38 protein-coding genes and 1 tRNA gene are annotated in these 24,442 nt (G+C 63.8%); 2 read left to right on the top strand and 37 right to left on the bottom strand.

All coding sequences use genetic code 11. The features are described from left to right. The first annotated feature begins 17 nt into the window (after nucleotides 1-17). The gene (locus tag CTA01S_RS06550) at nucleotides 18-929 is read left to right on the top strand and encodes a DUF6279 family lipoprotein (protein ID WP_157451314.1); all 912 of its coding nucleotides are present in this window, start codon (nucleotides 18-20) and stop codon (nucleotides 927-929) included. Here CTA01S_RS06550 and CTA01S_RS06555 read toward each other — a convergent pair. Both CTA01S_RS06555 and CTA01S_RS06560 read right to left on the bottom strand, forming a co-directional pair. Then, nucleotides 896-1,909, bottom strand: a complete 1,014-nt coding sequence (locus tag CTA01S_RS06555) for an AraC family transcriptional regulator (protein ID WP_198150801.1) — start codon at nucleotides 1,907-1,909, stop codon at nucleotides 896-898. The two genes, CTA01S_RS06550 and CTA01S_RS06555, sit on opposite strands and share 34 nt — an antisense overlap. A 125-nt stretch (nucleotides 1,910-2,034) precedes the next feature. After that, entirely contained in the window at nucleotides 2,035-2,931 is an 897-nt protein-coding gene (locus CTA01S_RS06560) for a Crp/Fnr family transcriptional regulator (protein WP_084362334.1), read from the bottom strand. Nucleotides 2,932-3,142: 211 nt separating this feature from the next. Here CTA01S_RS06560 and CTA01S_RS06565 point away from each other — a divergent pair, with 211 nt between their 5' ends. Continuing rightward, complete coding sequence (locus tag CTA01S_RS06565) at nucleotides 3,143-4,300, top strand: GGDEF domain-containing protein (protein ID WP_062193565.1); 1,158 nt, start codon at nucleotides 3,143-3,145, stop codon at nucleotides 4,298-4,300. 148 nt (nucleotides 4,301-4,448) lie between these two features. Here CTA01S_RS06565 and CTA01S_RS06570 read toward each other — a convergent pair. The 35 genes from CTA01S_RS06570 to rpsJ all read right to left on the bottom strand — a co-directional run bounded on the left by CTA01S_RS06570 (nucleotide 4,449) and on the right by rpsJ (nucleotide 24,304). Further along, nucleotides 4,449-4,525 (bottom strand) — tRNA-Met (locus CTA01S_RS06570). 48 nt (nucleotides 4,526-4,573) lie between these two features. Next, on the bottom strand, nucleotides 4,574-6,472 hold the full coding sequence (gene dsbD, locus CTA01S_RS06575) for a protein-disulfide reductase DsbD (protein WP_062193569.1): 1,899 nt from the start codon (nucleotides 6,470-6,472) through the stop codon (nucleotides 4,574-4,576). 5 nt (nucleotides 6,473-6,477) lie between these two features. Beyond that, the gene (gene cutA, locus CTA01S_RS06580; protein WP_084362327.1) at nucleotides 6,478-6,822 is read right to left on the bottom strand and encodes a divalent-cation tolerance protein CutA; all 345 of its coding nucleotides are present in this window, start codon (nucleotides 6,820-6,822) and stop codon (nucleotides 6,478-6,480) included. 10 nt (nucleotides 6,823-6,832) lie between these two features. Next, nucleotides 6,833-7,618, bottom strand: a complete 786-nt coding sequence (locus CTA01S_RS06585; protein ID WP_019561693.1) for an ABC transporter permease — start codon at nucleotides 7,616-7,618, stop codon at nucleotides 6,833-6,835. 21 nt (nucleotides 7,619-7,639) lie between these two features. After that, on the bottom strand, nucleotides 7,640-8,575 hold the full coding sequence (locus CTA01S_RS06590) for an ATP-binding cassette domain-containing protein (protein ID WP_019561692.1): 936 nt from the start codon (nucleotides 8,573-8,575) through the stop codon (nucleotides 7,640-7,642). Between the two features lie 176 nt (nucleotides 8,576-8,751). Then, the gene (rplQ, locus tag CTA01S_RS06595) at nucleotides 8,752-9,168 is read right to left on the bottom strand and encodes a 50S ribosomal protein L17 (RefSeq protein ID WP_019561691.1); all 417 of its coding nucleotides are present in this window, start codon (nucleotides 9,166-9,168) and stop codon (nucleotides 8,752-8,754) included. Between the two features lie 136 nt (nucleotides 9,169-9,304). Beyond that, complete coding sequence (locus tag CTA01S_RS06600) at nucleotides 9,305-10,291, bottom strand: DNA-directed RNA polymerase subunit alpha (RefSeq protein WP_019561690.1); 987 nt, start codon at nucleotides 10,289-10,291, stop codon at nucleotides 9,305-9,307. Between the two features lie 134 nt (nucleotides 10,292-10,425). Further along, on the bottom strand, nucleotides 10,426-11,049 hold the full coding sequence (gene rpsD / locus CTA01S_RS06605; protein WP_019561689.1) for a 30S ribosomal protein S4: 624 nt from the start codon (nucleotides 11,047-11,049) through the stop codon (nucleotides 10,426-10,428). 164 nt (nucleotides 11,050-11,213) lie between these two features. After that, entirely contained in the window at nucleotides 11,214-11,618 is a 405-nt protein-coding gene (gene rpsK / locus CTA01S_RS06610) for a 30S ribosomal protein S11 (RefSeq protein WP_019561688.1), read from the bottom strand. A gap of 35 nt (nucleotides 11,619-11,653) precedes the next feature. Beyond that, complete coding sequence (rpsM, locus tag CTA01S_RS06615; RefSeq protein WP_019561687.1) at nucleotides 11,654-12,019, bottom strand: 30S ribosomal protein S13; 366 nt, start codon at nucleotides 12,017-12,019, stop codon at nucleotides 11,654-11,656. A 42-nt stretch (nucleotides 12,020-12,061) separates the two neighbouring features. After that, the gene (gene rpmJ, locus CTA01S_RS06620; protein ID WP_019561686.1) at nucleotides 12,062-12,175 is read right to left on the bottom strand and encodes a 50S ribosomal protein L36; all 114 of its coding nucleotides are present in this window, start codon (nucleotides 12,173-12,175) and stop codon (nucleotides 12,062-12,064) included. 26 nt (nucleotides 12,176-12,201) lie between these two features. Continuing rightward, nucleotides 12,202-12,420 carry a translation initiation factor IF-1 gene (gene infA, locus CTA01S_RS06625; RefSeq protein WP_004521905.1) on the bottom strand — a complete coding sequence of 73 codons (219 nt, stop codon included), beginning with the start codon at nucleotides 12,418-12,420 and terminating at the stop codon, nucleotides 12,202-12,204. A gap of 31 nt (nucleotides 12,421-12,451) precedes the next feature. Beyond that, the gene (gene secY / locus CTA01S_RS06630; protein ID WP_062193577.1) at nucleotides 12,452-13,762 is read right to left on the bottom strand and encodes a preprotein translocase subunit SecY; all 1,311 of its coding nucleotides are present in this window, start codon (nucleotides 13,760-13,762) and stop codon (nucleotides 12,452-12,454) included. Nucleotides 13,763-13,804: 42 nt separating this feature from the next. Then, entirely contained in the window at nucleotides 13,805-14,239 is a 435-nt protein-coding gene (rplO, locus tag CTA01S_RS06635) for a 50S ribosomal protein L15 (protein ID WP_019561684.1), read from the bottom strand. Between the two features lie 8 nt (nucleotides 14,240-14,247). Then, nucleotides 14,248-14,439, bottom strand: coding sequence for a 50S ribosomal protein L30 (rpmD, locus tag CTA01S_RS06640; protein ID WP_019561683.1), 192 nt, complete (start codon nucleotides 14,437-14,439; stop codon nucleotides 14,248-14,250). A gap of 16 nt (nucleotides 14,440-14,455) precedes the next feature. Then, nucleotides 14,456-14,974, bottom strand: a complete 519-nt coding sequence (rpsE, locus tag CTA01S_RS06645; protein ID WP_019561682.1) for a 30S ribosomal protein S5 — start codon at nucleotides 14,972-14,974, stop codon at nucleotides 14,456-14,458. A 24-nt stretch (nucleotides 14,975-14,998) separates the two neighbouring features. Further along, nucleotides 14,999-15,364, bottom strand: a complete 366-nt coding sequence (gene rplR / locus CTA01S_RS06650; protein WP_019561681.1) for a 50S ribosomal protein L18 — start codon at nucleotides 15,362-15,364, stop codon at nucleotides 14,999-15,001. A gap of 11 nt (nucleotides 15,365-15,375) precedes the next feature. Continuing rightward, complete coding sequence (gene rplF, locus CTA01S_RS06655) at nucleotides 15,376-15,909, bottom strand: 50S ribosomal protein L6 (RefSeq protein ID WP_062193581.1); 534 nt, start codon at nucleotides 15,907-15,909, stop codon at nucleotides 15,376-15,378. Nucleotides 15,910-15,926: 17 nt separating this feature from the next. Continuing rightward, the gene (gene rpsH, locus CTA01S_RS06660; RefSeq protein WP_019561679.1) at nucleotides 15,927-16,322 is read right to left on the bottom strand and encodes a 30S ribosomal protein S8; all 396 of its coding nucleotides are present in this window, start codon (nucleotides 16,320-16,322) and stop codon (nucleotides 15,927-15,929) included. Between the two features lie 24 nt (nucleotides 16,323-16,346). Next, entirely contained in the window at nucleotides 16,347-16,652 is a 306-nt protein-coding gene (gene rpsN / locus CTA01S_RS06665) for a 30S ribosomal protein S14 (RefSeq protein ID WP_019561678.1), read from the bottom strand. Between the two features lie 8 nt (nucleotides 16,653-16,660). Continuing rightward, nucleotides 16,661-17,200, bottom strand: coding sequence for a 50S ribosomal protein L5 (rplE, locus tag CTA01S_RS06670; RefSeq protein ID WP_026330314.1), 540 nt, complete (start codon nucleotides 17,198-17,200; stop codon nucleotides 16,661-16,663). A gap of 12 nt (nucleotides 17,201-17,212) precedes the next feature. Next, nucleotides 17,213-17,530: a 50S ribosomal protein L24 gene (gene rplX / locus CTA01S_RS06675; protein WP_019561676.1), complete on the bottom strand. Its 318-nt coding sequence runs from the start codon at nucleotides 17,528-17,530 to the stop codon at nucleotides 17,213-17,215. Between the two features lie 21 nt (nucleotides 17,531-17,551). Beyond that, the gene (rplN, locus tag CTA01S_RS06680) at nucleotides 17,552-17,920 is read right to left on the bottom strand and encodes a 50S ribosomal protein L14 (protein ID WP_019561675.1); all 369 of its coding nucleotides are present in this window, start codon (nucleotides 17,918-17,920) and stop codon (nucleotides 17,552-17,554) included. Between the two features lie 367 nt (nucleotides 17,921-18,287). Next, a complete protein-coding gene (locus CTA01S_RS06685; protein ID WP_019561674.1) occupies nucleotides 18,288-18,803 on the bottom strand; it encodes a peroxiredoxin in 516 nt (171 codons plus the stop codon). A gap of 144 nt (nucleotides 18,804-18,947) precedes the next feature. Next, nucleotides 18,948-19,223: a 30S ribosomal protein S17 gene (gene rpsQ, locus CTA01S_RS06690; protein ID WP_019561673.1), complete on the bottom strand. Its 276-nt coding sequence runs from the start codon at nucleotides 19,221-19,223 to the stop codon at nucleotides 18,948-18,950. Further along, a complete protein-coding gene (rpmC, locus tag CTA01S_RS06695; protein ID WP_019561672.1) occupies nucleotides 19,220-19,423 on the bottom strand; it encodes a 50S ribosomal protein L29 in 204 nt (67 codons plus the stop codon). The genes rpsQ and rpmC overlap by 4 nt, the downstream gene beginning before the upstream one ends. A gap of 20 nt (nucleotides 19,424-19,443) precedes the next feature. Continuing rightward, complete coding sequence (rplP, locus tag CTA01S_RS06700; RefSeq protein ID WP_019561671.1) at nucleotides 19,444-19,860, bottom strand: 50S ribosomal protein L16; 417 nt, start codon at nucleotides 19,858-19,860, stop codon at nucleotides 19,444-19,446. 3 nt (nucleotides 19,861-19,863) lie between these two features. Next, a complete protein-coding gene (gene rpsC / locus CTA01S_RS06705) occupies nucleotides 19,864-20,742 on the bottom strand; it encodes a 30S ribosomal protein S3 (protein ID WP_019561670.1) in 879 nt (292 codons plus the stop codon). 17 nt (nucleotides 20,743-20,759) lie between these two features. Further along, nucleotides 20,760-21,089: a 50S ribosomal protein L22 gene (gene rplV / locus CTA01S_RS06710; protein ID WP_019561669.1), complete on the bottom strand. Its 330-nt coding sequence runs from the start codon at nucleotides 21,087-21,089 to the stop codon at nucleotides 20,760-20,762. A gap of 9 nt (nucleotides 21,090-21,098) precedes the next feature. Beyond that, nucleotides 21,099-21,374, bottom strand: coding sequence for a 30S ribosomal protein S19 (rpsS, locus tag CTA01S_RS06715; protein WP_019561668.1), 276 nt, complete (start codon nucleotides 21,372-21,374; stop codon nucleotides 21,099-21,101). A 9-nt stretch (nucleotides 21,375-21,383) separates the two neighbouring features. Further along, nucleotides 21,384-22,208: a 50S ribosomal protein L2 gene (gene rplB / locus CTA01S_RS06720; RefSeq protein WP_019561667.1), complete on the bottom strand. Its 825-nt coding sequence runs from the start codon at nucleotides 22,206-22,208 to the stop codon at nucleotides 21,384-21,386. Then, nucleotides 22,209-22,523 (bottom strand): 50S ribosomal protein L23, encoded by a 315-nt coding sequence (rplW, locus tag CTA01S_RS06725; protein WP_019561666.1) that lies wholly within the window; start codon nucleotides 22,521-22,523, stop codon nucleotides 22,209-22,211. Beyond that, nucleotides 22,520-23,140 carry a 50S ribosomal protein L4 gene (rplD, locus tag CTA01S_RS06730; RefSeq protein WP_019561665.1) on the bottom strand — a complete coding sequence of 207 codons (621 nt, stop codon included), beginning with the start codon at nucleotides 23,138-23,140 and terminating at the stop codon, nucleotides 22,520-22,522. The genes rplW and rplD overlap by 4 nt, the downstream gene beginning before the upstream one ends. Beyond that, nucleotides 23,140-23,814, bottom strand: a complete 675-nt coding sequence (gene rplC / locus CTA01S_RS06735) for a 50S ribosomal protein L3 (RefSeq protein ID WP_019561664.1) — start codon at nucleotides 23,812-23,814, stop codon at nucleotides 23,140-23,142. Before rplC ends, rplD begins: the two co-directional genes overlap by 1 nt. Nucleotides 23,815-23,992: 178 nt before the next feature. Beyond that, complete coding sequence (gene rpsJ, locus CTA01S_RS06740; RefSeq protein WP_019561663.1) at nucleotides 23,993-24,304, bottom strand: 30S ribosomal protein S10; 312 nt, start codon at nucleotides 24,302-24,304, stop codon at nucleotides 23,993-23,995. Nucleotides 24,305-24,442 lie beyond the last annotated feature (138 nt).

The raw sequence follows: 24,442 nt of genomic DNA on the forward strand, positions 1-24,442 counted from the left end.
TCGCTCGTGTCGAATCGATGCCCCGCATTATCGGTCGGCGATCCGTCGGGCTGCTGCTCGCGCTGGCGATGCTGCTGGGCGGCTGCAGCCTGCTGCGTCTGAGCTACGAGCAAGGCCCCACCCTGCTGTACTGGCGGCTCGACCGCTGGGTCGGTTTCACGCCGGCGCAAGCCCCCAGGGTGCGTGAAGCGATCGCGCACTGGTTCGAATGGCATCGGCGCGAAGAGCTGCCTCGCTATGCCGCAGCCTTGGCCCGGCTCCAGCAGGAACTGCTCCAAGACGCGACCGCGCCGCAAGCCTGCCGCTGGCTGCACGAGCTGGCGGCCTGGCGCGATGCGGCCTGGCAGCAGGCCCTGCCCCTGCTGGCCCCGCTGGCCCGCGAGCTCCAGGCCGACCAACTCGCACGCCTGGCGCAGCAATGGCAGCGCGACGACGACGCCTTGCGCCGCGACATCCTGCCCGACGACCCCGCCGAACGACTGCAGGCGCAAGTCCAGCGAACCGTCCAGCGGGCCCAACGACTCTACGGCCGGCTCGATGCCCCGCAGCGCCACCAGCTCGCTCAGGCCCTCGCCGAGGCCGGACTCGATCCGCAAGCCTGGTGGGCCGAACGTCAACGCCGTCAAGCCGACCTGCTGGAAACCCTGGCGCAGCTGCGCGAGCGCCACGCGGGAGGGCCCGACACCTTGGCCGCCCTGCAAGCCGTGTATCAGCGCGCGGTGAACGCCCCCACGTCCAGCCTGCATCGAGACTCCAAGGCCTGTGAGCTGCTGGCCCGACTGCACAACCTCACCACGACGGCCCAACGGCGCACGGCCCAGCAGCGCCTGCGTGACTGGGAGGCCGATCTGCGCGCCCTGGCCCGCGAGCAGCCGGCCTCCGCACAGCCGGCCTCTCATTCCTGGGCCGACACGCCCCGGCCCCGGTAGGCACCGGGCGTCTGCCCGGTCCACAGCCGGAAGGCCCGGTGGAAAGAAGCCGCATTGTCGAACCCCAACTCCGCGCCGATGGCCGCAATGGACTGGCGCGTGCGCGTGAGCTTGTACACCGCCAAATCACGCCGCAGCTCGTCCTTGATGCGTTGAAAGCTCGTGCCTTCCTCGGCCAGCCTGCGGTGCAAGGTGCGCACCGACAGGTTCAGCGCATGCGCCGTGGCCTGCGCACTTCCTTCCTGCAGCAAATGCGCCGACAGGTGCGAGCGCACCCGCTGGGCCAGCCGGCCGTGACGAAACTCGGCGAACATCCAGCCCTCAGGCGCACGGCGCAAAAACTCCGGCAACTCCTGGGCGCTGCGCCGCAGCGGTCGCTCCAGCCAGCTCGCATCCAGATACAGGGCCGACAGCGGCTGCCCAAAGCGCACCGGACCGGGATACAAATGCTGATAGTCCTCGGCAAAGGCAGGTGCCTCGAAAGCGAAATCCACCCGCTCCAAGGGCAGCTTGTGCCCCACCAGCCAAGAACTCACGCCATGGACGAGTTTGAGCATCAACTCTTCGGCAATCGGTGCGGGCGTGGGCGCGCCCGCATTGCGTTGCATCGCGATGCGACACCAGCCGTCCTGCACCGACACCGCCAGTTGGAAATCGTCCTGCAACATGCGCAAGAACAACGACCAGCGGTGCAAAGCCACCTGCAGATTGCGGGCGTCCAGCAGGCTCAAACACGTGAACTTCAATGCGCCAGGCCGCAGCGGTCTGGAAAAAAACCGCAACATCTCATCGTCCAGACGGCGCACCAAAGCGCGATACAAGGCCGCAAACTGTGCCTCGGTCACGCGAGCGCTCAGGTGCTGCACCAGCCCGGCGGATACACCAGCCTCCTCCAACGCCGCCTGCACATCGGCTGCACGGGCACCACTGGCCTCGAAGAGGGCCCGCACATAGCCCATCGACAAAGTGGGCGTGGTCATCGACGAAGGGGCTCGGACAGGCAAGGCACAAGGCTCCCGTGGCGGCATCCGACCCTGGCCGCGCAAGTCCGAACCCTAACATGCTTCGGCCAACGATCGCCGCCTGCGACGGCGCCCCATGCCCCTCAACCCACGCCTGCCCACCTCCGAGCCAGCTCGTCCAACCCCGCCGCAGCCGGTGCAGGCTTGGCCGCGCGCGCCCGACCGCGCCGGCTCAATCCCATCCACCACTGCGCATCGGCGTCGGCCAGCGTTTGCAGCCGGGCCATGTCCAGCACCGACAAGCGCGCCTCGCCCAGCCGCAACAGCCCCAAGGCCTGCAATTCACGCAAGGCTGCATTCACCCGCTGACGACTGCCCCCCACCATCGCGGCCAGATCGCTTTGCGAGATGCGCAGCTCGATGCGCACCTCCTGCTCGCCCACACGGCCGAACTGACGCGCCAGGCGCAACACCTGCCGCGCCAGCCGCTGCGCCAAAGGCAGCGTGTGCAGCTCCTCGAAGCGGCGGAACATGTGCCGCAGGCGCTGGCAATTCAAGATCATCAAGGCATCGCGCAGCTCGGGATGATCCGCCGTGAGACGACGCAAATCCGTCTGCGACACCATCAACAAAGTCGACGGCACCTGGGCCACCACATCGAGGTCATTGGGCTTGCCATCGATCAACGCGATATCGCCGAACCACTGCCCCGGCCCCACCAGGTCGAGCGTGAACGGACGCCCATCTCGCAGCACCGTCCCCAGGCGCACCGCGCCGCGCAGCACGCCGATCCAATCCGTGGCCGCGCTGCTGCGCCGGGCCAACACGGTGCCCGAAGCCACGCCCAGCACCCGTGCGCGGGCCAGCACCGCACAGCGCAAGGACTCCGACAAAGCACCGAACCACGCGCCGGCCTGCAGACGGGCCAGCTCATCCAAACGCAAATCGGCAGCCGTCATGCCAGGTCGCCACGGCGTAAGACGTGCGTCCGACGACTGGCTGCGCACCAAGGCAGACCAGGAGCTCACGAAGGCAGACATCGACACATCCCAGACATCGATCCATGCCGCAGCGCCCACAGGCCACGGGCGGCGCGGCCACGCATCGGCTTCAATGTACGAAGCGCCGTGAAATCCGTCATTCACGATTCGAGCCGAAATCTTGCCTTCTTGTGCCATCCCCCCTTCAAAGCGGCCAGAAGGCGCCGATACTCCAAGGCAACCCAGCGCAAAGCCCAAACCCGGCGGACCGATGGAGACCATCGCCCCACTGTTCATCTCGACCGGTCTGACCCAGGCCCTGTACGCCATGGGCTGGACCATGGTCGCGGCCCTCCTTCGCGAGCACCGCCGCACCGCCTGGCATTTCGTGGGCTTTTGCGGCTTCCATGCCGCCGCTTTGTTGCTCATGGCCGGCCGCGGCTCGGTCGAGCCGTGGTGGAGCGTCACGGGCTCCAACCTGTGCCTGATCGCCTCCTACCTGATGGTGTGGCGCGGCGTCACCGCGTTTTTCGCACTGGAAGATCAGACCCGCGAGCGCCGCCTCGTCGGCCTGGCCGCCGTGCTAGCCTCCCTGTGGATCGGCCCCGAATCTGAGCACACGCCGTGGCGCGTGGTGGTGGTCAGCGCCGTGGTCGTGTGGACCATCGTGCGCTCCGTCATGGCCGTGCACCATGCCCTGAAACACGAATTCGGTGCGCGCCTGGCCTGGGCCATCGATGGCACCGCCTTGCTGATGGCCGTGCTGCTGAGTCTGCGCGCGCTGCGGGTCCTGCTCGCCCCCAGCCCCGACACCGACATCGTCTCCACCACGGCGGCTCACCCCAGCTTCGCCTACGCTGCGCAGATCGTCTCGGCCTTCATCAACTTCGCCTATGGCGGCATGCTGATGGCGCGCGTCATGCGCCGCCTCGATGCGCTGTCACGCACCGACGGGCTCACCGGCCTGCTCAACCGGCGGGCCATGGGCGAAGTCCTGCGCGACGAATGGTCCCGGTTCCAACGGCACCGCAGCCCGATGTCCGTGGCCCTGATCGACATCGATCACTTCAAAGCCGTCAACGACACCCATGGCCATGACGTGGGCGACCAGGTCTTGCAGCATGTCGCGCACCGCTTGCAAACCCACGTGCGCCCCAACGACCGGCTCTCGCGCCACGGCGGCGAGGAGTTCTTGCTGCTGATGCCCTCGACCGACGCCGCTGGCGCCCAACGGGCCTGCCAACGGCTATGCCACCTGATCGCCAGCACCCCTGTGTCCACCACCGCCGGCCCCTTGCCGATCACGGTCAGCATCGGCCTGACCAGTGCCCGCCCATCCGACGAGCGCATCGACACGGTCCTGATTCGCGCCGACCAAGCGCTGTACGCTTGCAAGCGCAGTGGCCGCAACCGCGTCATGGCCCTGTGAGGCAAGATGAGGCAAGCCAGCCCGCTAGCTGGCCCGCGACGAAAACAGCGACGAAAACATCGACAAAAAACAAAAACGCCAGCCTGCTTGGGCTGGCGTCTCGTTTTGCCGTTTTCGTTTGTTGTGGTTTTCGTTTGTCGTCGCGTGTTGGTTGCGGGGGCAGGATTTGAACCTGCGACCTTTGGGTTATGAGCCCAACGAGCTACCAGACTGCTCCACCCCGCGTCAGAAGCTGAAATTCTAGCACGGAATTTTGCTGCGGCGCAAGATGGCTCAGGGTCGCAAACCCACGGCAGCCAAGCTCTGCAAGAACCGCTCGGGCGACTGAAAGCCGATCACCCGCGCCCCGTCCACCTCGCGCCCCTGGGCATCGAAAAACACGATCCCCGGCGGCCCGAACAAGCGGAAGCGTCGCAACAAGGCTCGGTCTTCGGGGCTGTTGCGTGTCACATCGGCTTGCAGCAACAAGGCGGCCGACAGCGCCGACTGCACGCGCGGGTCCTTGAAGGTCCAGACCTCCATCTCCTTGCACGACACGCACCAGTCCGCATAGAAATCCAGCATCACCGGCCGCCCGGCCGTGGCCACGATGCGCTCCAATTCCTCCACACTGGCCACGCGCTGGAAGCGCAGCCCGGTCGATGCCGGCGTGTCCACGCGAGCGGCCCAATGACGCAACGGCTGCCAAGGATCGCTCCCGCCCGAGGCGGCACCAACCAATTGCAGCACGCCCAACACCGCCAGCACCATCCCCACGCCCTTGAAAAAGCGGGCCCAGCCACGCGCCCCCGCAGGCAGGCTGTCGAACACCCGCAGATAGACGGCCGACACCAGCAGCAGCGCGCCCCACAGCAGCATCGACACCGGCCCGGGCAAGACCGACTGCAGCATCCACAGGGCCAAGGCCAACAACAGCACGCCAAAGAAATGCTTGACATGCTCCATCCAAGCCCCCGCGCGTGGCAACCAATGGCCAGCCGAAGCCCCCAGCAACAGCAGCGGCACGCTCATGCCCCCAGCCAGCGCGAACAACGCCGCCCCCCCCAAGACCACGTCACGCGTCTGACTGATGTAGACCAGCGCCGCAGCCAAGGGTGCGGCCACGCACGGGCTCACGATCAAGGCAGACAGCCCGCCCATCACGAACACCCCTCCCAGCCGACCGCCGCGTGTGCGCCCGCTGGCTTGCGTGAGCCGTTCACGCCAAGCGCGTGGCAGCTGCAGTTCGTAAAAGCCGAACATCGACAATGCCAAGCCCACCAGCAGCGCGGCAAACAGCGCCAGCACCTCAGGCTGCTGCAGGCGCGCGGCCAACCCTTCGCCGGCCCACCCCGCAGCCACCCCCAGGGCCGTGTAAACCAAGGCCATGCCCAAGGCATAGCTGGCTGCCAGCGCCAGCCCCCGCCCGCGGGTCACCGGTCGTGATGCGGCATCGGCCTGTCCAACGATGAGCGACGACAAAATGGGCAACATCGGCAACACGCACGGCGTCAGCGACAGCAGCAGCCCCGCGACCCAAAACACCGCCAACACCGCCCACCACTGTCCCGAGGCCAACACCGCCTCGATGCGCGCAGGCTGCGCCGGTGAGGACCCGCCTGCGGGCACCGGGCCGGGCGTCGCCGCCGTCGAGCCGGCCGCCTGAGGCCCCGAGCCCCACAAGGCCGACCAGCCCTGCGACAACACCCCCAGCGCCCCGCCCACCGGCCGATCATCGATGCGCAGCAGCCGCACGCGGTCTTGCGCGGCTCCGAAGGCCCGCAAACTCACCTCGTGCTCATGTTCCATCGGCGGGTAGCACAGCCCCTGATCGGCACATCCCTGGCTGCGCACCACCAGCCGAAAACCCTCCGGCGGCGCGGCTTGCACCGGCAGCTCGATCAGCACCTCGCCCCGATAGGTTTCGACGTCTTTCTGGAACGTGGTGTCGTATTTGATCTGGCCAGACGGCAGACGCGCCGCCCCCAGCGTGGCCGCTGGCGCCGTGAAAGCAAACTGCTCACGGTACATGTAGTAGCCGTCGGCAATCTCGAATCGCAACGCCAGCGTGCGCTCGTCGATCAGTCTGGCGCTGTGACGAAAAGCTTGTTCGGGCGCCAGCACCTCTTGGCTGGCGCCCACCGCCCATGCCCAGCCCAGCGCAAGCAGTCCCAGCATCCAACGGCGCACCATCGACCTCACCGATCGGCCCCTTTCACGTTGGCCAACACCCAGGCCAGGTACGGCGCATGACCGTCCTGCACCTGCAGCGCGAGCAATTCCGGCACCTCATAAGGGTGCCACTGCGACAAGCGCTCCTTCAGTCGCGGCCAAGCCTCGCGGGTGGTCTTGATCCACATCATCCACTCGGCGGCCTCCTCCACCTGCCCCTGCCACCGATAAATGGACTGCGCCGAGCCCAACAGGTTCACGCAGGCCGCCAAAGACTCCTCCACCAGCTGCCGAGCCAGACGGCGAGCCGTGGCTTCATCGGGGGCCGTGCTCAGCGCCACCAGCACCTCGGATGCAGCCATATCGTCCATGATCCACCCCTCAACGGTAGAAGCGCCGGCGCGTCATCACCAGCGCCACATAGTAGCCCCCGGCGGCGTACAGGCCCAACACCGCCAGCGCCCGCCCCCAGTCGGCCGGCCACTGGCCCACCACCAACGGGCGCACGATCTCCACCGCCGCCGTCAGCGGCAACACCCTGGCCACCGATTGCAACACCGGCGGCAATTGCTCCAGCGGGAAATACACCCCGGACAGGAAGGTCATCGGCGTGAGCACCAGGGTGAAGTAGTACGTGAAGAAATCGTAGTTGCGAGCCAACGCATTGAACACCAAGGCCACCGAGGCGAACGTGATCCCCACCACGAACAGCAAGGGCACCGCCAACAGCAGGGTCGGTGCACGGCTGATGTTCAGCGCGATCAACACTGCGGCGATCGCCACGGCCGAAAACAACGCTTTGAGCGCCGCCCACAACATCTCGGCGAACACGATGTCGTCCAAGCTCACCGGGGCATTCATGATGCCGTCCCAGGTCTTTTGCACATGCATGCGCGAAAAGGCCGAGTACAGCGCTTCGAAAGAAGCCGCATACATCGTGCTCATGCAAATGCTGCCCGAGGCGAGAAACACGATGTAAGGCAAGCCCTGCACCTCGCCCACCAACGCGCCCAAGCCATAGCCAAAGGCCACCAGCACGATCAACGGCTCGGCAATGTTGCCCAGCAAACTCGGCACGGCCAGCTTGCGCCAAACCAACAAATTCCGCTGCACCACCGGCCAGACACGGCGGCTCAGCCGAGGCGGCGCGTAAAACGATTCGGGCATGACTCGGCAGACCTCATGAAGTCAGGCATCGTCGCGGATCTGCCGCCCCGTGAGCTTGAGAAACAGATCCTCCAAATTGGCCGGACGATGCAGGTATCTCACCCCAGCCAGATCGGCCAAGCGCTGCAACACCGGCTGCGGCCGGTTCACATACAAAAACGTGGTCTCCCCGCTGCGCTCGACCCGCTCGCACAAGGGCTGGAGCTGCTGTGCCGCCTGCCGCGCCCCCTGGCCATACACCTCGATCACATCGGACTCCAAATGCTCGGCAATCAAGCCGCGTGGCGTGCCCTCGGCGATCTTGCGCCCATGGTCCAACACGATGAGCCGATCGCACAAACGCTCGGCCTCGTCCATGAAATGGGTCGTCAGCAGGATGGACTTGCCTTGCTGCAGCAACTCTTTGAGCCGCTCCCACATCAAGTGGCGCGCCTGCGGGTCCAGCCCCGTGGTCGGCTCATCCAGCAGCAGCAAGTCCGGGTCATTCACCAAGGCCCGTGCCAAGCTCAGGCGTCGCCGCATGCCGCCGGACAACTCCGCCGGCTTGGCCTGTGCCTTCGATTGCAGCGCCGCAAACTGCAACAACATCGGCACTCGCTGCGCCACCACGGCGCCAGGCAAGCCGAAATAGCGCGCGAAAACGATCAAGTTCTCCGCACACGAAAAATCCGGGTCCAGGCTGTCGAACTGGCTGACCACGCCCAAGCGCTGCTTGATCTCCCTCAGCCGCTCGGGCACCGACATCCCAAACGCCGTGATGCGCCCGGACTGCGGCGCCGTCAGCCCGAGACACATCCGGATCGTCGTCGTCTTGCCGGCCCCGTTGGGCCCGATCACGCCCAAGCATTCCCCAGCGCGGATCTCGAAACTGAGGCCATCGACCACCGTGTGGCCGTTGTAACGCTTGACCAAGTGCTCGACGGCAAACAGCGGCGCAGACGGAGACGAGGCGGACATAGACCTGCCAGTGTGCCAAAGAGCCGGATTCCTCGCCCGCAGGCGGCCATTGCCGCCCACCGGCCCCCTCCAAAGACGGCCCCTCCAAAGAGGCCCCTCCAAAAACAAGGGGCCGGCACAAGGCCGGCCCCCGGAAGCCTATCGCCAGCGCCGGCGTCTGCCGACGCCCAGCCGACTTACTCGGCCGCCTCGGTCTTGGCCGCCTCGACCTTGGCCGCTTCGGCCTCGGTCGGCTCGGGGCGATCCACCAGCTCGACATACGCCATCGGCGCGTTGTCGCCCACGCGGAAGCCCATCTTCAGGATGCGGGTGTAGCCCCCCGGCCGGGTCTTGTAGCGTTCGCCCAGCACATTGAACAGCTTCACCACGTTGTCACGGTTGCGCAGACGGGCAAACGCCAAGCGCTTGTTTGCCACCGTCGGCTCCTTGCCCAGCGTGATCAGCGGCTCGACGATGCGGCGCAGTTCCTTGGCCTTGGGCAGCGTGGTTTTGATGGCCTCGTGCTCGATCAGCGCATTGGCCATGTTGCGCAGCATCGCGAGACGGTGCTCGGAGGTGCGGTTGAGTTTGCGAAGTCCGTGACGATGACGCATGGTGCATTCCTTTCTTTATCCAAAACTTCCGGCCGTATCAGGTACCGGAAGGTGCACACGATTCATGAAACGAAGGCTGCGGATCCGCCCCCGGGCCGATCCGGCGGCCGCGCCCTCGCAAGAGGGCCGGCCGATGTCAGCGCTTGTCCAAACCAGACGGCGGCCAGTTCTCCAGACGCACGCCCAGCGTGAGGCCCCGCGAGGCCAACACTTCCTTGATTTCGTTGAGCGACTTGCGGCCCAGGTTCGGGGTCTTGAGCAGCTCGGTCTCCGTACGCTGAATCAAGTCGCCGATGTAGTAGATGTTCTCGGCCTTCAAGCAGTTGGCCGAGCGCACCGTCAACTCCAGCTCGTCCACCGGACGCAGCAAGATCGGGTCGAAGGTCTGGCTGCGCGGCATGGCCGGCTCGAAGCCGGGCAGATCGCTGCCTTCCAACTGGGCAAAGACGGCCAGCTGCTCGACCAGGATCTTGGCCGAGGCCCGGATCGCCTCCTCCGGAGAGATCGCGCCATTGGTCTCGATCTCCATCACCAGCTTGTCCAGGTCGGTGCGCTGCTCCACACGGGCGCTTTCCACCGTGTAGCTCACCCGCTTGACCGGCGAGAACGAGGCGTCCAGCACGATGCGGCCGATGGCTTTGGTGGGCTCGTCGCCGAAGCGGCGCAGGGTACCAGGCACATAGCCACGCCCCTTCTCCACCTTGATCTGCATGTCCAGCTTGCCCCCCTGGGCCAAGTGGGCGATCACATGGTCGGGATTGATGATCTCGACATCATGCGGCGTCTGAATGTCACCGGCCGTCACCGGGCCTTCGCCTTCCTTGCGCAGCACCAAGGTGACTTCATCGCGGTTGTGCAGACGGAACACCACGCCCTTCAGATTGAGCATGATGTGCACCACGTCTTCCTGCACCCCGTCGATGGTCGAGTACTCGTGCAGCACGCCGGCAATCGTCACTTCGGTGGGCGCATAACCCACCATCGACGACAGCAGCACACGGCGCAAGGCGTTGCCCAGCGTGTGGCCATAACCGCGCTCGAAGGGCTCCAGCGTCACCTTGGCTCGGTGACCGCCCAGCGGCTCGACATTGATGGCCTTGGGTTTCAGCAGATTGGTTTGCATGAGGTCTTCCTGTCAATACCCTCGGCTCGTTACACCGATAAGGCTGATGGACCGCCTGGTGCCAGGCACCAGGTTCTTTGAAAACACGCTTGGCGCCTCGTGCCACCCGAAAGGACGCGAGGCCGCCTTCGGCATCAACGCGAGTACAGTTCGACGATCAGCGATTCGTTGATCTCGGCACCGAATTCATCACGGTCGGGCGTCTTCTTGAACACGCCTTCGAGCTTGCTGCCGTCCACCTGCACCCAACCCGGCAATCCGATTTGCTGGGCCAGCTTGAAGGCCTCCTGCACGCGCAGCTGCTTCTTGGCCTTCTCGGCCACGGCCACCACGTCACCGGGCTTGACCAGGTAGGACGGGATATTGACGCACTGCCCATTGACCGTAATGCCCTTGTGCGACACCAGCTGGCGGGCTTCCGCACGCGTGGAGCCAAAGCCCATGCGATAGACGACGTTGTCCAGACGCGACTCCAGCAACTGCAGCAAATTCGCACCGGTGTTGCCCTTGCGGCGCTCGGCCTCGGCGAAATAACGTCGGAACTGACGCTCCAGCACGCCGTACATGCGCTTGACCTTTTGCTTCTCGCGCAACTGCAGGCCGTAGTCCGAGGTGCGAGACCCCGACGTGCGGCCGTGCTGGCCGGGCTTGCTGTCGAACTTGGCTTTGTCCCCGATGGCGCGGCGGGCGCTCTTCAGGTAGAGATCGGTGCCTTCACGGCGGGAGAGTTTGGCCTTGGGGCCGAGATAACGTGCCACTTGAGTCTTTCCTCAAAAATCTGACGCCGCCGCTTGCGCGGCCGCGCGAGTCCGGAAGCGGGATATCGATGCTCTGTCGATCGCGTCCGGACGGTGGGCTTCAACGAAACCGCCGGCCCAGGTGCCTCACAACACCGGCCGGCGAACCAAAACACACAATTCTATTAGATGCGACGACGCTTTGGCGGGCGGCAACCATTGTGCGGGATCGGCGTCACGTCGGAAATCGAGGTGATGCGAATGCCCAGCGCCGCCAACGCGCGCACCGAGGACTCCCGCCCGGGCCCGGGCCCCTTGATCTCGACGTCCAGGTTCTTGATGCCCTGCTCCTGCGCAGCGCGTCCGGCCATTTCGGCGGCCACCTGGGCGGCAAACGGAGTGGACTTGCGCGAGCCCTTGAAACCCTGACCACCGGAAGAAGCCCAGGCCAACGCGTTGCCCTGGCGGTCGGTGATCGTGATGATCGTGTTGTTGAACGAGGCGTGGACGTGCGCGATGCCGTCCGCAACGTTTTTGCGGACCTTCTTGCTCACGCGGCGGGCAGCGGTGTTCGCAGGTGACTTGGCCATGAATACCTTCTTTCAATCAGCGTGATTGCGGCGGCTTACTTCTTCAACGCCACGCCGGCTTTGCGCGGCCCCTTGCGGGTACGGGCGTTGGTACGAGTGCGCTGGCCGCGCACAGGCAGGCCGCGACGATGGCGGAAACCGCGGTAGCAACCCAAATCCATCAAGCGCTTGATATTGATCGACATCTCGCGGCGCAAGTCGCCCTCGATGGTGAGCTTGCCCACTTCTTCCCGGATTTTCTCCAGGTCGGCGTCGGTCAAATCCTTGATCTTCTTGTCATACGGAATCGCGCAGGCGTCGCAGATCTTCTGCGCCGTCGAGCGGCCGATGCCGTAGATCGCGGTCAGACCGATCTCGGTGTGCTTGTGGGGCGGGATGTTGATACCAGCAATACGTGCCATGTGCGTCCTCTAACTCGCGTTCATCCGGGGCGGCGCTGTCGCTCAGCCCTGGCGCTGCTTGTGGCGCGGGTCGGTGCAAATCACGCGAACCACGCCATTGCGGCGGATGATCTTGCAATTGCGGCAGATCCTTTTGACAGATGCCGAAACTTTCATGGTCTTCTCCTTGACCTTTCAGTTGCTCACTTCGCTCGAAACACGATGCGAGCGCGACTCAAATCGTAGGGCGTGAGTTCGACGGTCACCTTGTCGCCGGGCAGGATGCGGATGTAATGCATGCGCATCTTGCCCGAAATGTGACCGAGCACCACGTGCCCGTTCTCCAACTTCACGCGAAACGTGGCATTGGGCAAGTTTTCGATCACTTCGCCCTGCATTTGAATGACGTCGTCTTTCGCCATGCGTGTTCGTTCGTTTCGCTGACGGCCTGTCTCAACCGGCCTTGAAATTTGCCTTCTTCAGCAGCGATTCATACTGCTGCGACATCACATAGGACTGCACCTGAGCCCAGAAGTCCATCGTCACGACCACGATGATCAGCAACGAGGTGCCGCCGAAATAAAACGGCACGTTGTACTTCAAGATCAAAAACTCAGGCAGCAAACACACCGCGGTGATGTACAGCGCGCCCGCCAGGGTCAGACGCGACAAGATTTTGTCGATGTAACGCGCCGTCTGCTCGCCCGGACGGATGCCCGGAATGAAGGCACCGCTTTTCTTCAAGTTGTCTGCGGTCTCACGGCTGTTGAACACCAACGCCGTATAGAAAAAGCAGAAGAACACAATCGCCGCGGCATACAGCATCACATAGACCGGTTGGCCCGGATGCAAGGCGTCGGCAATGTTCTTCAGCCAACGCAGGCTGTCGCCCGTGCTGAACCAACTCACCACCGTGGCCGGCAGCAAGATGATCGACGAGGCAAAGATCGGCGGGATCACCCCGGCCATGTTCAGCTTCAGGGGCAAGTGCGAGGCCTGCCCCCCGTAGATCCGGTTGCCGACCTGGCGCTTGGCGTAATTCACCAAGATCTTGCGCTGTCCCCGCTCCACGTACACCACGAAGTAGGTGACCACCGCCACGAGCACGATGATCGCCAGGCTCACGATGATGCTCATCGCCCCCGTGCGCACCAGCTCGAAAAGCCCTCCGATGGCATTGGGCAGGCCGGCCACGATGCCCGCGAAAATCAGGATCGAAATGCCATTGCCCAGGCCGCGCTCGGTGATTTGCTCGCCCAGCCACATCAAGAACATGGTTCCCGCGGTCAGGCTGATCATGGCCGTCACGCGAAAGCCGAACCCAGGATTGAGGACCAAGCCGGGCGAGCTTTCCAAGGCGATGGCGATCGACACCGACTGGAAAATCGCCAGCCCCAGGGTGCCATAGCGCGTGTACTGCGTGATCTTGCGACGACCCGCCTCACCCTCTTTCTTCAGCTGTTCGAGCGTGGGCACGACGTAGGTCATCAACTGCATGATGATCGACGCCGAAATGTAGGGCATGATGCCCAGCGCGAACACGGTGAAGCGCGACAGCGCCCCGCCCGAGAACATGTTGAACAGGCTCAGGATGCCGCCTTGTTGGCTGCGGAAAAGCTCCTGCAGCTGATTGGGGTCGATCCCCGGCACCGGGATGTGCGCCCCAATGCGGTAGACGACCAGCGCCATGACCAGGAAAAACAGCCGGCGACGCAGATCGCCGAACTTCCCGGTCTTGGCCAACTGACTTGCGTTGCTTGCCACGGCTAAGGTGTCCTCGTGAGCCTAGTCTTTGCTTGCGGCGCGTTACTCGACGATGGAGCCGCCAGCGGCCTCGATCGCCTTCTTGGCGCCGGCGGTGGCCGCCAGGCCCTTGAGCACGACCTTGCGGGTGAGCTCGCCCGAAGCGATCACCTTGACTTGACGCACCAGCTCGCCGACCAAGCCGGCTTGCTTGAGCGCAAGCAGATCGATCTCGGTGGCTTCCAGACGCTGCAGGTCACTCAGGCGCACCTCGGCGTTGAACTTCAGGCTCTGCGACTTGAAGCCGCGCTTGGGCAGCCGCCGCTGCAAGGGCATTTGACCGCCTTCGAAGCCCACCTTGTGGAAGCCACCAGCACGCGACTTTTGGCCCTTGTGGCCGCGACCAGCCGTTTTGCCCAGGCCCGAACCGATGCCACGGCCCACGCGGCGCTTGGCGTGCTTGGAGCCCGCAGCCGGCTTGATGGAGTTGAGTTGCATGATCGTCCTCAGCCTGCCTGAACCACCTGCACCAGGTAGCTCACCTTGTTGATCATTCCGCGCACGGCGGGAGTGTCTTCCAGCACCGATTCGCTATTGAGCTTGCGCAGGCCCAAGCCGCGCACGGTGGCGCGGTGATCGGCCCGCGTGCCGATCACGCTGCGAACCAGCTTGACTTTCAGGGTCTTTTTCTCAGCCATGTCGTTCTCCTGCCCGTCAGTTGAACAGCTCTTCAACCGACTTGCCGCGCTTGGCCGCGATCTCGGCCGGTGTGGAGCAGCGCTTCAGAGCATCCAGCGTGGCGCGCACCATGTTGTACGGGTTGGTCGAGCCATGGCTCTTGGCCACGATATCGGTCACGCCCATGACTTCGAAAATCGCTCGCATCGGGCCGCCGGCGATGATGCCGTCACCAGGCTTGGCCGGGGCCATCAGCACCTTGGCCGCGCCATGCTGACCCACGACGTTGTGATGCAAGGTGCCATTCTTCAGGCTGACCTTGAACATGTTGCGGCGCGCCTGCTCCATGGCCTTTTGCACGGCCACCGGCACCTCACGGGCTTTGCCCTTGCCCATGCCGATGCGCCCATCGCCATCACCCACCACGGTCAAGGCCGCAAAACCGAGAATGCGACCGCCCTTGACCACTTTGGTGACGCGGTTGACCGCGATCATCTTTTCGCGCAGACCGTCGTCGCGACCTTCGTCCGCCACTTTCGGTTGAAACTTTGCCATTTCGGATTCCTTGAGGTCGTGCGCTTAAAACTTCAGTCCGCCTTCGCGCGCCGCTTCGGCCAGCGCCTTCACACGGCCGTGGTAGGCAAAACCCGAACGGTCGAAGGCCACTTTCTCGATGCCAACGGCCTTGGCCTTCTCGGCGATGCGCTTGCCGACGATCTGGGCCGCCGCCACATTGCCGCCCTTGCCCTTGCCACCGAGCTGCTCGCGGACTTCCTTCTCGACCGTCGAGGCCGAAGCCAACACACGGGTGCCGTCTTCGGAGATGACGTTGGCGTAGATGTGCAGGTTGGAGCGGAACACGGTCAAGCGCGCCACACGCTGCTGGGCGATACGCAAACGCGTCTGACGGGAGCGACGCAGGCGCTGTTCTTTCTTGTTCAACATCTGGCGGCTCCTTACTTCTTCTTGGTCTCTTTGATGACCACCTTCTCGTCCGCATAGCGGATGCCTTTACCCTTGTAGGGCTCGGGCGGACGGAAGGCGCGCACCTCGGCAGCAATCTGGCCCACCGCTTGACGGTCGGCGCCTTTGATCACGATTTCCGTCTGCGAGGGCGTCTCCACCTTGATGCCGGCGGGCATGTCCTTGACCACCGGATGGGAAAAACCGATTTGCAGACTCAGTTTCTGCCCCTGAGCCTGTGCACGATAACCCACTCCCACCAAGGTCAGCTTGCGCTCGAAGCCCTTGCTGACGCCTTGCACCATGTTGGCCACCAAGGCGCGCATGGTGCCGGACATGGCATTGGCTTCGGCAGAGTCATTCACGGGCGCAAACGACAGCTTGCCGCCCTCGTTCTTGACCGTGACCAGCTTGTTCAACGGACGGGACAGCGTGCCCAGCGAGCCCTTGACGCTGATCTGGTCGGCAGTGATCGACACATCCACACCCTGGGGGATGGCGATCGGCATTTTTCCAACGCGGGACATTTGCGACCTCTCCTCGATCAAGCGACGTAGCAGAGCACTTCGCCGCCGATGCCGGCCTGACGTGCCTTACGATCCGTCATCACACCCTTGGGCGTGGTGACGATGGCCACACCCAGGCCATTCATGACCTGAGGAATCTCGTGCCGACCTTTGTAGATCCGCAAACCGGGACGGCTCACACGCTCCAGACGCTCGATCACCGGACGGCCGGCGTAGTACTTCAGCGCAATTTCGAGCTCCGGCTTGGAAGCCTCGCCACGCACGACGAAGTCTTCGATGTAGCCCTCATCCTTCAGCACCTGCGCGATGGCCACTTTCAGCTTCGACGAAGGCATGCGAACACTGGCCTTCTCGACGATCTGGGCGTTGCGGATGCGGGTCAGCATGTCGGCGATAGGATCACTCATGCTCATGGGTTCTTCTCCTGATCGTGCCGATTACCAGCTGGCCTTGATGACGCCCGGGATATCGCCACGGAACGCCAAGTCGCGGATCTTGCTGCGACTCAGACCAAACAAACGGAAAGTGCCACGCGGCCGCCCGGTCAGGCCGCAACGCGCGCGCAGGCGGGTGGGGTTGGCATTGCGCGGCAGCTTTTGCAATTCCAGACGCGCCAAGTAGCGCTCCTCGTCACTTTTCTTGGCATCGTTGGCGATGGCCTTGAGCTCGGCGTACTTCTTCGCGTACTTGGCGGCCAGCTTGCTGCGCTTGGCTTCGCGCTGAATCATGGAAACCTTGGCCATGAGCCACCTCAGTTCTTGAACGGGAAACGGAACTCGGACAGCAGCGCTTTGCACTCTTCGTCCGACTTGGCCGTCGTGGTGATGCTGATGTTGAGGCCACGCAGGGCATCAACCTTGTCGTATTCGATCTCGGGGAAGATGATCTGCTCTTTGACGCCGACGTTGTAGTTGCCGCGGCCATCGAAGGAGCGCCCCGAAATCCCACGGAAGTCACGCACACGGGGCAGCGCGATCGTCACGAAACGATCGAGGAATTCATACATGCGCACCCCTCGCAGCGTGACCATGCAACCGATGGGCACCCCCTCGCGGATCTTGAAGCCGGCAATGGCCTTGCGCGACTTGGTGATCACGGGCTTTTGCCCAGCGATCTTCGCCAGGTCGCTGACCGCATGCTCCATGACCTTCTTGTCCGACACCGCCTCGCTCACGCCCATGTTCAGCGTGATCTTGGTGATGCGCGGCACCTCCATGACCGACTTGTAGCCGAACTTCTTCATGAGGTTCGGGACGACTTTCTCGCGGTAGTACTGTTGCAGACGAGCCATCTCGAACACCTCTTACGCCTTGATCTCTTCGCCGCTGGACTTGTAGACGCGCACCTTCTTGCCGTCAGCCAGCAGCTTGAACCCGACCCGGTCAGCCTTGCCCGTCGCGGCGTTGTAAATCGCCACATTGGACTGATGAATGGGCATGGCCTTGTCGACGATGCCACCGGTCGTGCCTTTCATCGGGTTGGGGCGCACGTGTTTTTTGACCACGTTGACCCCCTCGACGACGATGTACTGCGAGTCGATGCGCGCCGTCACCGTCCCGCGCTTGCCCTTGTCGCGCCCGGTCAACACGATGACCTGGTCGCCCTTACGAATCTTGTTCATGGCCTGTCCTCGGCTTGAAGCTCAAAGCACTTCGGGGGCGAGCGACACGATCTTCATGAAACGCTCGGTGCGCAGCTCGCGGGTCACCGGGCCGAAGATGCGGGTGCCGATCGGCTCCAGCTTGTTGTTCAGGAGCACGGCCGCGTTGCCATCGAACTTGATCACCGAGCCGTCCTGACGACGCACCCCCTTGGCCGTACGCACGACCACCGCGCTATACACCTCGCCCTTCTTGACGCGGCCGCGCGGCGCAGCTTCTTTGATGCTGACCTTGATGATGTCGCCAATCCCGGCATAACGGCGCTTGGACCCGCCCAGCACCTTGATGCACATGACGGACTTGGCGCCAGTGTTGTCGGCGACGTCGAGTCGCGATTGCATTTGAATCATGAAAGTCCCCAACTTCTCCCGCCGAATCCCCCCGTGCCCATCACGGAAAAGGCAAAGCGGTCAGTCTTGGGCCCGTCGAATGCCTACCCGATGGCAGACACCCGCTTGGGCGAAGCCGGCGCGCTCTGACTTTGGCTCAAGCACCGCCACTGACGCTCGTACCAGCTCGCGCTCGTACCACACGCAGCCTTTGGTGCACGCAAAATCAGCCGATTCCCGGCGAAGCTGCATATTGTCGTAGAAGTTTTTTCTCGCGTCAACTGCTCTGAACCCCTGGGGCGCCCCCCAGCCCGCCTCGCAAGGGGTGTCGGGCCGGGCGCCGGCCGCACGCGCAGTGCGCCTGCTGCACCGCCAGACCCCGGAAAGCTCAGCCGCGCAAGGCCTGGGCCTGCTTCAGCAGGGTGGCCGCATCGCTCACCTCGAACTTGCCGGGGGCCTCGATGTTCAGCGTCTTGACCACCCCATCGACGACCAACATCGAATACCGTTGGGATCGCACCCCCATGCCCCGGGCGGTCAGATCCAGCGTCAGCCCCGTGGCGCGCGCAAAGTCCGCGCTGCCGTCGGCCATCATGCGCACTTTGCCGGCCGTCTTCTGCTCGCGGCCCCAAGCGCCCATCACGAACGCATCGTTGACCGCCACGCACCAGATTTCATCCACGCCGGCGGCCTTGAAGGCGTCGGCCAATTCAAGGTAGCCCGGCAGGTGCTTGGCCGAACACGTCGGGGTGAACGCGCCGGGCACGCCAAAAATGGCCACCGTCTTGCCCGCGGTGGACTGGTGAATGTCGAAGCTGTTCGGGCCGATCGAGCAGCCCTGCCCCTCGACCTCGATAAATTCCTGCAGCGTACCGGCTGGCAGCTTGTCACCGACTTTGAGCATCGTCGTCTCCTGGGTTGCTTGGGATGATGAACACCGGCCACGGATGTGAAAACGGCCGGCCGCCAGTATGAGGCGAACCGGCCGTTTTCGCCGGCGGGCGGCCCGGAAACCCAGGCCGCCAGCGGGCCGTTCAGACGCTGGGGATCAGACCTCGCGGGCCCTTTCGATCAGGCGGGTGACATACCAGGCCTTGGTCTTGGACACCGGACGGCCCTCGGCAATCTCCACCAGATCGCCCATTTTGTACTCGCCCTTTTCGTCATGGGCGTGGTACTTGCGCGAACGGGCCACGATCTTGCCGTACAGCTCGTGCTTGGTACGACGCTCGACCAAGACGGTGACGGTCTTAGCCCGCTTGTCACTCACCACACGCCCAATCAGCGTGCGAGTGTTCTTCACGGCGCCTTGAGCTTGCGTCATTTCGCGGCTCCTTCCCTCTTCTTCTGCGCCAGGATGGTCTTGACGCGAGCGATGTCACGGCGGGTCTTGCCCAGCGCAGCCGTGTTGCTCAGCTGCTGGGTTCCCTTTTGCATGCGCAGCCCGAAATGGGCCTTGAGCAAGTCTGCCAATTCCTTCTCCAGGCCGGCGACGTCCTTGCTACGCAGTTCAGATGCTTTCATGTCGATACTCCGAATGCGGTTCAGGCGCCGATCTGACGGCTCACGAAGATGGTCTTCAGCGGCAGCTTGGCCGCAGCCAGCTGGAAGGCCTCGCGGGCGAGTTGCTCGGGCACGCCGTTGATCTCATACAGCACTTTGCCCGGCTGGATCTCGGCCACCCAATATTCGGGATTGCCTTTGCCGTTACCCATACGCACTTCGGCGGGTTTCTGGGAAATCGGCTTGTCCGGGAAGATGCGGATCCAAATGCGGCCGCCACGCTTGACGTGACGGGAAATCGCACGGCGGGCCGCCTCGATTTGGCGGGCCGTGATGCGGCCGCGCTCGGTGGCCTTCAAGCCGAAATCACCGAACGCCACGGTCGCACCGCGGGTGGCCACGCCCGTGTTGCGGCCTTTTTGCTCCTTGCGGTATTTGCGACGAGCAGGTTGCAGCATGTCTTATTCTCCTTTGACCTCGCCGGCGGGCGAAGCCGCTTTGCGCACGCGCTTGACGGCCGTCTTGGGCGCGTCCGCGGCCTCGGCCGGCTTGTCACTGCCGTCGGCCGGCGCTTCATTGCGGCCGGCCGCAGTGCGCGCAGCGCCGCGCGGGGGACGGCGATCGCCCGCAGGGCGGTCGCTGCGCGGGCCGCGACGGCCACGGCGGTCATCTTCCGGACGCTCCTCGGTCTTGGCCGTCGGCTGCTCGCCGCGACCCAGACGCTCGCCTTTGTAGACCCACACTTTGACGCCGATGACGCCATACGTGGTCTTGGCTTCCGAGAAGCCATAGTCGATGTCGGCACGCAGGGTGTGCAGAGGCACGCGACCCTCACGGTACCACTCGGTCCGCGCGATTTCGATGCCGTTGAGTCGGCCGGAGGACATGATCTTGATGCCCTGTGCGCCCAGTCGCATCGCGTTTTGCATCGCGCGCTTCATGGCGCGGCGGAACATGATGCGCTTTTCGAGCTGCTGGGTGATCGAATCGGCAATGAGCTGCGCATCGATCTCGGGCTTGCGCACCTCCTCGATGTTCACCGCCACGGGCACGCCCAAGCGCTTGGCCAACTCAGCCTTGAGGCTTTCGATGTCCTCGCCCTTCTTGCCGATCACCACGCCCGGGCGCGCCGAGAAAATCGTGATGCGAGCATTCTTGGCAGGGCGCTCGATCAGGATGCGCGAGACGGCGGCATTCTTCAGACGCTGCTTCAGATACTCGCGCACCTGCAGGTCATCGGCCAACATCTGGCTGAAATTGCGGTTGGACGCATACCAGCGCGACGCCCAGGCACGGGTGACGGGCAGCCGGAAACCGGTCGGATGGATTTTCTGTCCCATGGTTCTCTTTCTGCCCCTTAGTTGCCGACGGTCACAAAGATGTGGCAGGTGGGCTTGCTGATGCGATTGCCACGGCCCTTGGCCCGGGCGGTAAAGCGCTTCAGCGTGGTGCCTTGCTCCACGTAGATCGTCTTGACTTTCAGCTCATCGATGTCGGCACCGGCGTTGTGCTCGGCGTTGGCGATGGCGGACTCCAGCGCCTTCTTGATGATGCCTGCAGCCTTCTTGCGCGTGAATGTCAGAATGTCGAGGGCCTGGTCGACCTTTTTGCCGCGGATCATGTCAGCCACCAGACGGCCTTTGTCGACCGACAGGCGCACACCGCGAACGATTGCTCTGGTTTCCATCGCCGCTCCTTACTTCTTCGCCTTCTTGTCCGCGGGGTGACCCTTGAACGTGCGGGTCAGCGCGAACTCGCCGAGTTTGTGGCCGACCATTTGGTCGGTCACATACACCGGCACGTGTTGCTTACCGTTGTGCACCGCGATCGTCAGACCGATGAATTCAGGCAGGATCGTCGAGCGACGCGACCAGGTCTTGATCGGCTTCTTGTCCTTGGTCTCGACGGCCTTCTCGACCTTGGCCATCAGGTGGTGGTCGACGAACGGGCCTTTCTTGAGTGAACGAGCCATAGCGTCCTCTTATTTCTTGCGGCGCGAGACGATCATCGTCTGAGTGCGCTTGTTGCGACGGGTGCGGTAGCCCTTGGTCAAGGTATTCCACGGCGACACGGGCGCGCGGGCCTCACCGGTGCGACCCTCACCACCACCGTGCGGGTGGTCGATCGGGTTCATCGCGACGCCACGCACGGTCGGGCGGATCCCCCTCCAGCGCACCGCGCCGGCCTTGCCGTACTGACGCAGGCTGTGTTCTTCGTTGCTGACCTCGCCGATCGTGGCACGGCACTCGATGTGGATCTTGCGAACCTCACCCGAACGCAACCGGACCTGCGCATAAGCGCCTTCGCGAGCCATCAACACGGCCGACGTCCCGGCCGAACGGGCGATTTGAGCCCCCTTGCCCGGCAACATCTCGATGCAGTGGATGGTCGAACCCACCGGAATGTTGCGGATGGGCAGCGCATTGCCCGCTTTGATCGGGGCGTCCGAGCCGCTGAGCACGGTCGCCCCCACCTCCAACCCCTTCGGGGCGATGATGTAACGACGCTCGCCGTCCGCATAGCACAACAATGCGATATGCGCCGTGCGGTTCGGGTCGTACTCGATACGCTCGACCTTGGCGGGAATACCGTCTTTGTTGCGACGGAAGTCGATCACACGGTAGTGATGCTTATGCCCACCCCCCTTGTGACGGGTGGTGATGTGACCGTTGTTGTTACGGCCGGCGTTCTGCTTCTGGGGCTCGATCAAAGACTTCTCGGGAGCGCCCTTGTGCAGGTGCTTGTGCACCACTTTCACCACGGCGCGACGGCCGGGCGAGGTGGGCTTGAGTTTGATGACGGCCATTTACGCAGCCTCCCCAGAGAAGTTGAGCTCCTGGCCTTCCTTCAGCGACACATAGGCCTTCTTGACGTGATCACGCCGACCCATGGAACGACCGAAGCGCTTGACCTTGCCCTTCTGATTCACCACCTGCACGCCCTCGACCTCGACCTTGAACAGCAGCTCCACAGCCGCCTTGATCTCGGGCTTGGTGGCGTCGCGCAGGACCTTGAACAACACCTGATTGTGCTTTTCCGCAACCGCGGTCGCCTTCTCCGAGACGATGGGGGCGACCAGCACTTGCATCAGGCGGCCTTCATTGAATTTCGGGGCGCTCATGCCAGCATCTCCTTGAGCTGCTCGATCGCGGCCTTGGTCACGAGCACCTTCTTGTAGTGCACCAGCGACACCGGATCGGCGTAGCGGGGCTCGACGACGAGCACATTGGCCAGATTGCGCGACGCCAGATACAAGTTTTCGTCGATCTGGTCGGCAATCACCAGCACGGACTCCAGGCCCATGGCCTTGAATTTGGCCGCCAACAGCTTGGTTTTGGGCGCCTCGACTTTCAGCGAGTCCACCACGGCCAGGCGACCTTCGCGGGCCAGCTGCGAGAAGATGGCAGCCATGCCGGCGCGGTACATCTTCTTGTTGACTTTGTGCGTGAAGTTTTCGTTGGGGCTGTTCGGGAAAATCCGACCACCGCCACGCCACAGCGGCGATGAGGTCATCCCGGCACGCGCACGGCCGGTCCCCTTTTGCCGCCAAGGCTTCTTGGTGGAGTGCTTGACCGCCCCACGATCCTTCTGGGCACGGGTGGCCTGGCGAGCGTTGGCTTGGTAAGCCACCACCACCTGGTGCACCAGGGCCTCGTTGTATTCACGACCGAAAACGGTATCGGGCGCGTCGATCTTGGCCGACGACTGACCCTGTTCATTCAGGAGCTCGAGCTGCATCAGTTGGCCCCTTCTTTCTTGGCCTTGGCCTTGACGGCCGGGCGCACGACCACATGGCCACCCTTGGCGCCAGGCACGGCCCCTTTGACCAGCAGCAGCTGGCGAGCCTCATCGACGCGCACGATGTCCAAGTTTTGTACGGTGACGGTCACATCCCCCAGGTGCCCGGACATTTTCTTGCCAGGGAACACACGGCCCGGATCCTGAGCCATCGAGATCGACCCAGGAACGTTGTGCGAGCGGCTGTTGCCGTGGGAGGCACGCTGCGAACCGAAGTTGTGACGCTTGATGGTGCCGGCGAAGCCCTTACCGATGGAGGTTCCCTGCACATCGACCGCCTGACCCGCCGAGAACATCGTCACCGGCAACACAGCGCCCGGCTTGTACTCGGCCGCCACCTCGGCGGAGACACGAAACTCCTTGAGGATCTCGCCCGCCTCAATGCCGGCCTTGGCGAAATGACCGGCTTCAGGCTTGGTCACACGGGAAGCCTTGCGGGTGCCAAACGCCACCTGGATGGCGTTGTAGCCGTCGGTCTCCACGGTTTTGACCTGAGCCACACGGTTGTTCGACACGTCGAGCACCGTCACCGGCACGGCATCGCCGTCGCCCGTGAAGATGCGCATCATGCCCACCTTGCGGCCCAGCAATCCGAGACGATTGCTAAGACTCATTGTTTTCTCCAATGCTCGACAACGATTGGCCGAGCTGACCTGATGCACGAAGACCGAACGGCGCCGGCTTCGCAACCACAAACCACAAAGGCCCACTTTCGGTGGGCGGCCTTGTGGTAAAGCGAGTGATTGTAGCAGACGCGGCCTGCCCTGCAAGCCAGCCCGCGCCCTGCGGGGTTTACTGCAACTTGATTTCCACGTCGACGCCGGCAGGCAGATCCAGCTTCATCAGGGCATCGACGGTCTTGTCGGTCGGATCGACGATGTCCATCAGGCGCTGGTGCGTGCGAATCTCGAACTGGTCGCGCGAGGTCTTGTTGACATGTGGCGAGCGCAGGATGTCGAAACGCTGCATGCGCGTCGGCAGGGGCACCGGGCCCTTGACGATCGCCCCGGTGCGCTTGGCGGTGTCCACGATCTCCAGCGCCGACTGATCGATCAGCTTGTAGTCGAACGCCTTGAGGCGGATACGGATCTTTTGCTTTTGCATGGTGACTCCTAAAGAGCAGTGTTGCAGCTTCGATCGCTGCAACGAAGCGATGATGGAACGAGGAGGCCGCCTGGGCGGCAGGCCCCCTCGGGGCAGGCATCCAGCGGGCGAGCGCCGGACACCCAGGGACACCATGTC

This window comes from Caldimonas taiwanensis NBRC 104434 (assembly GCF_001592165.1).
GTDB lineage: Bacteria > Pseudomonadota > Gammaproteobacteria > Burkholderiales > Burkholderiaceae_C > Caldimonas > Caldimonas manganoxidans.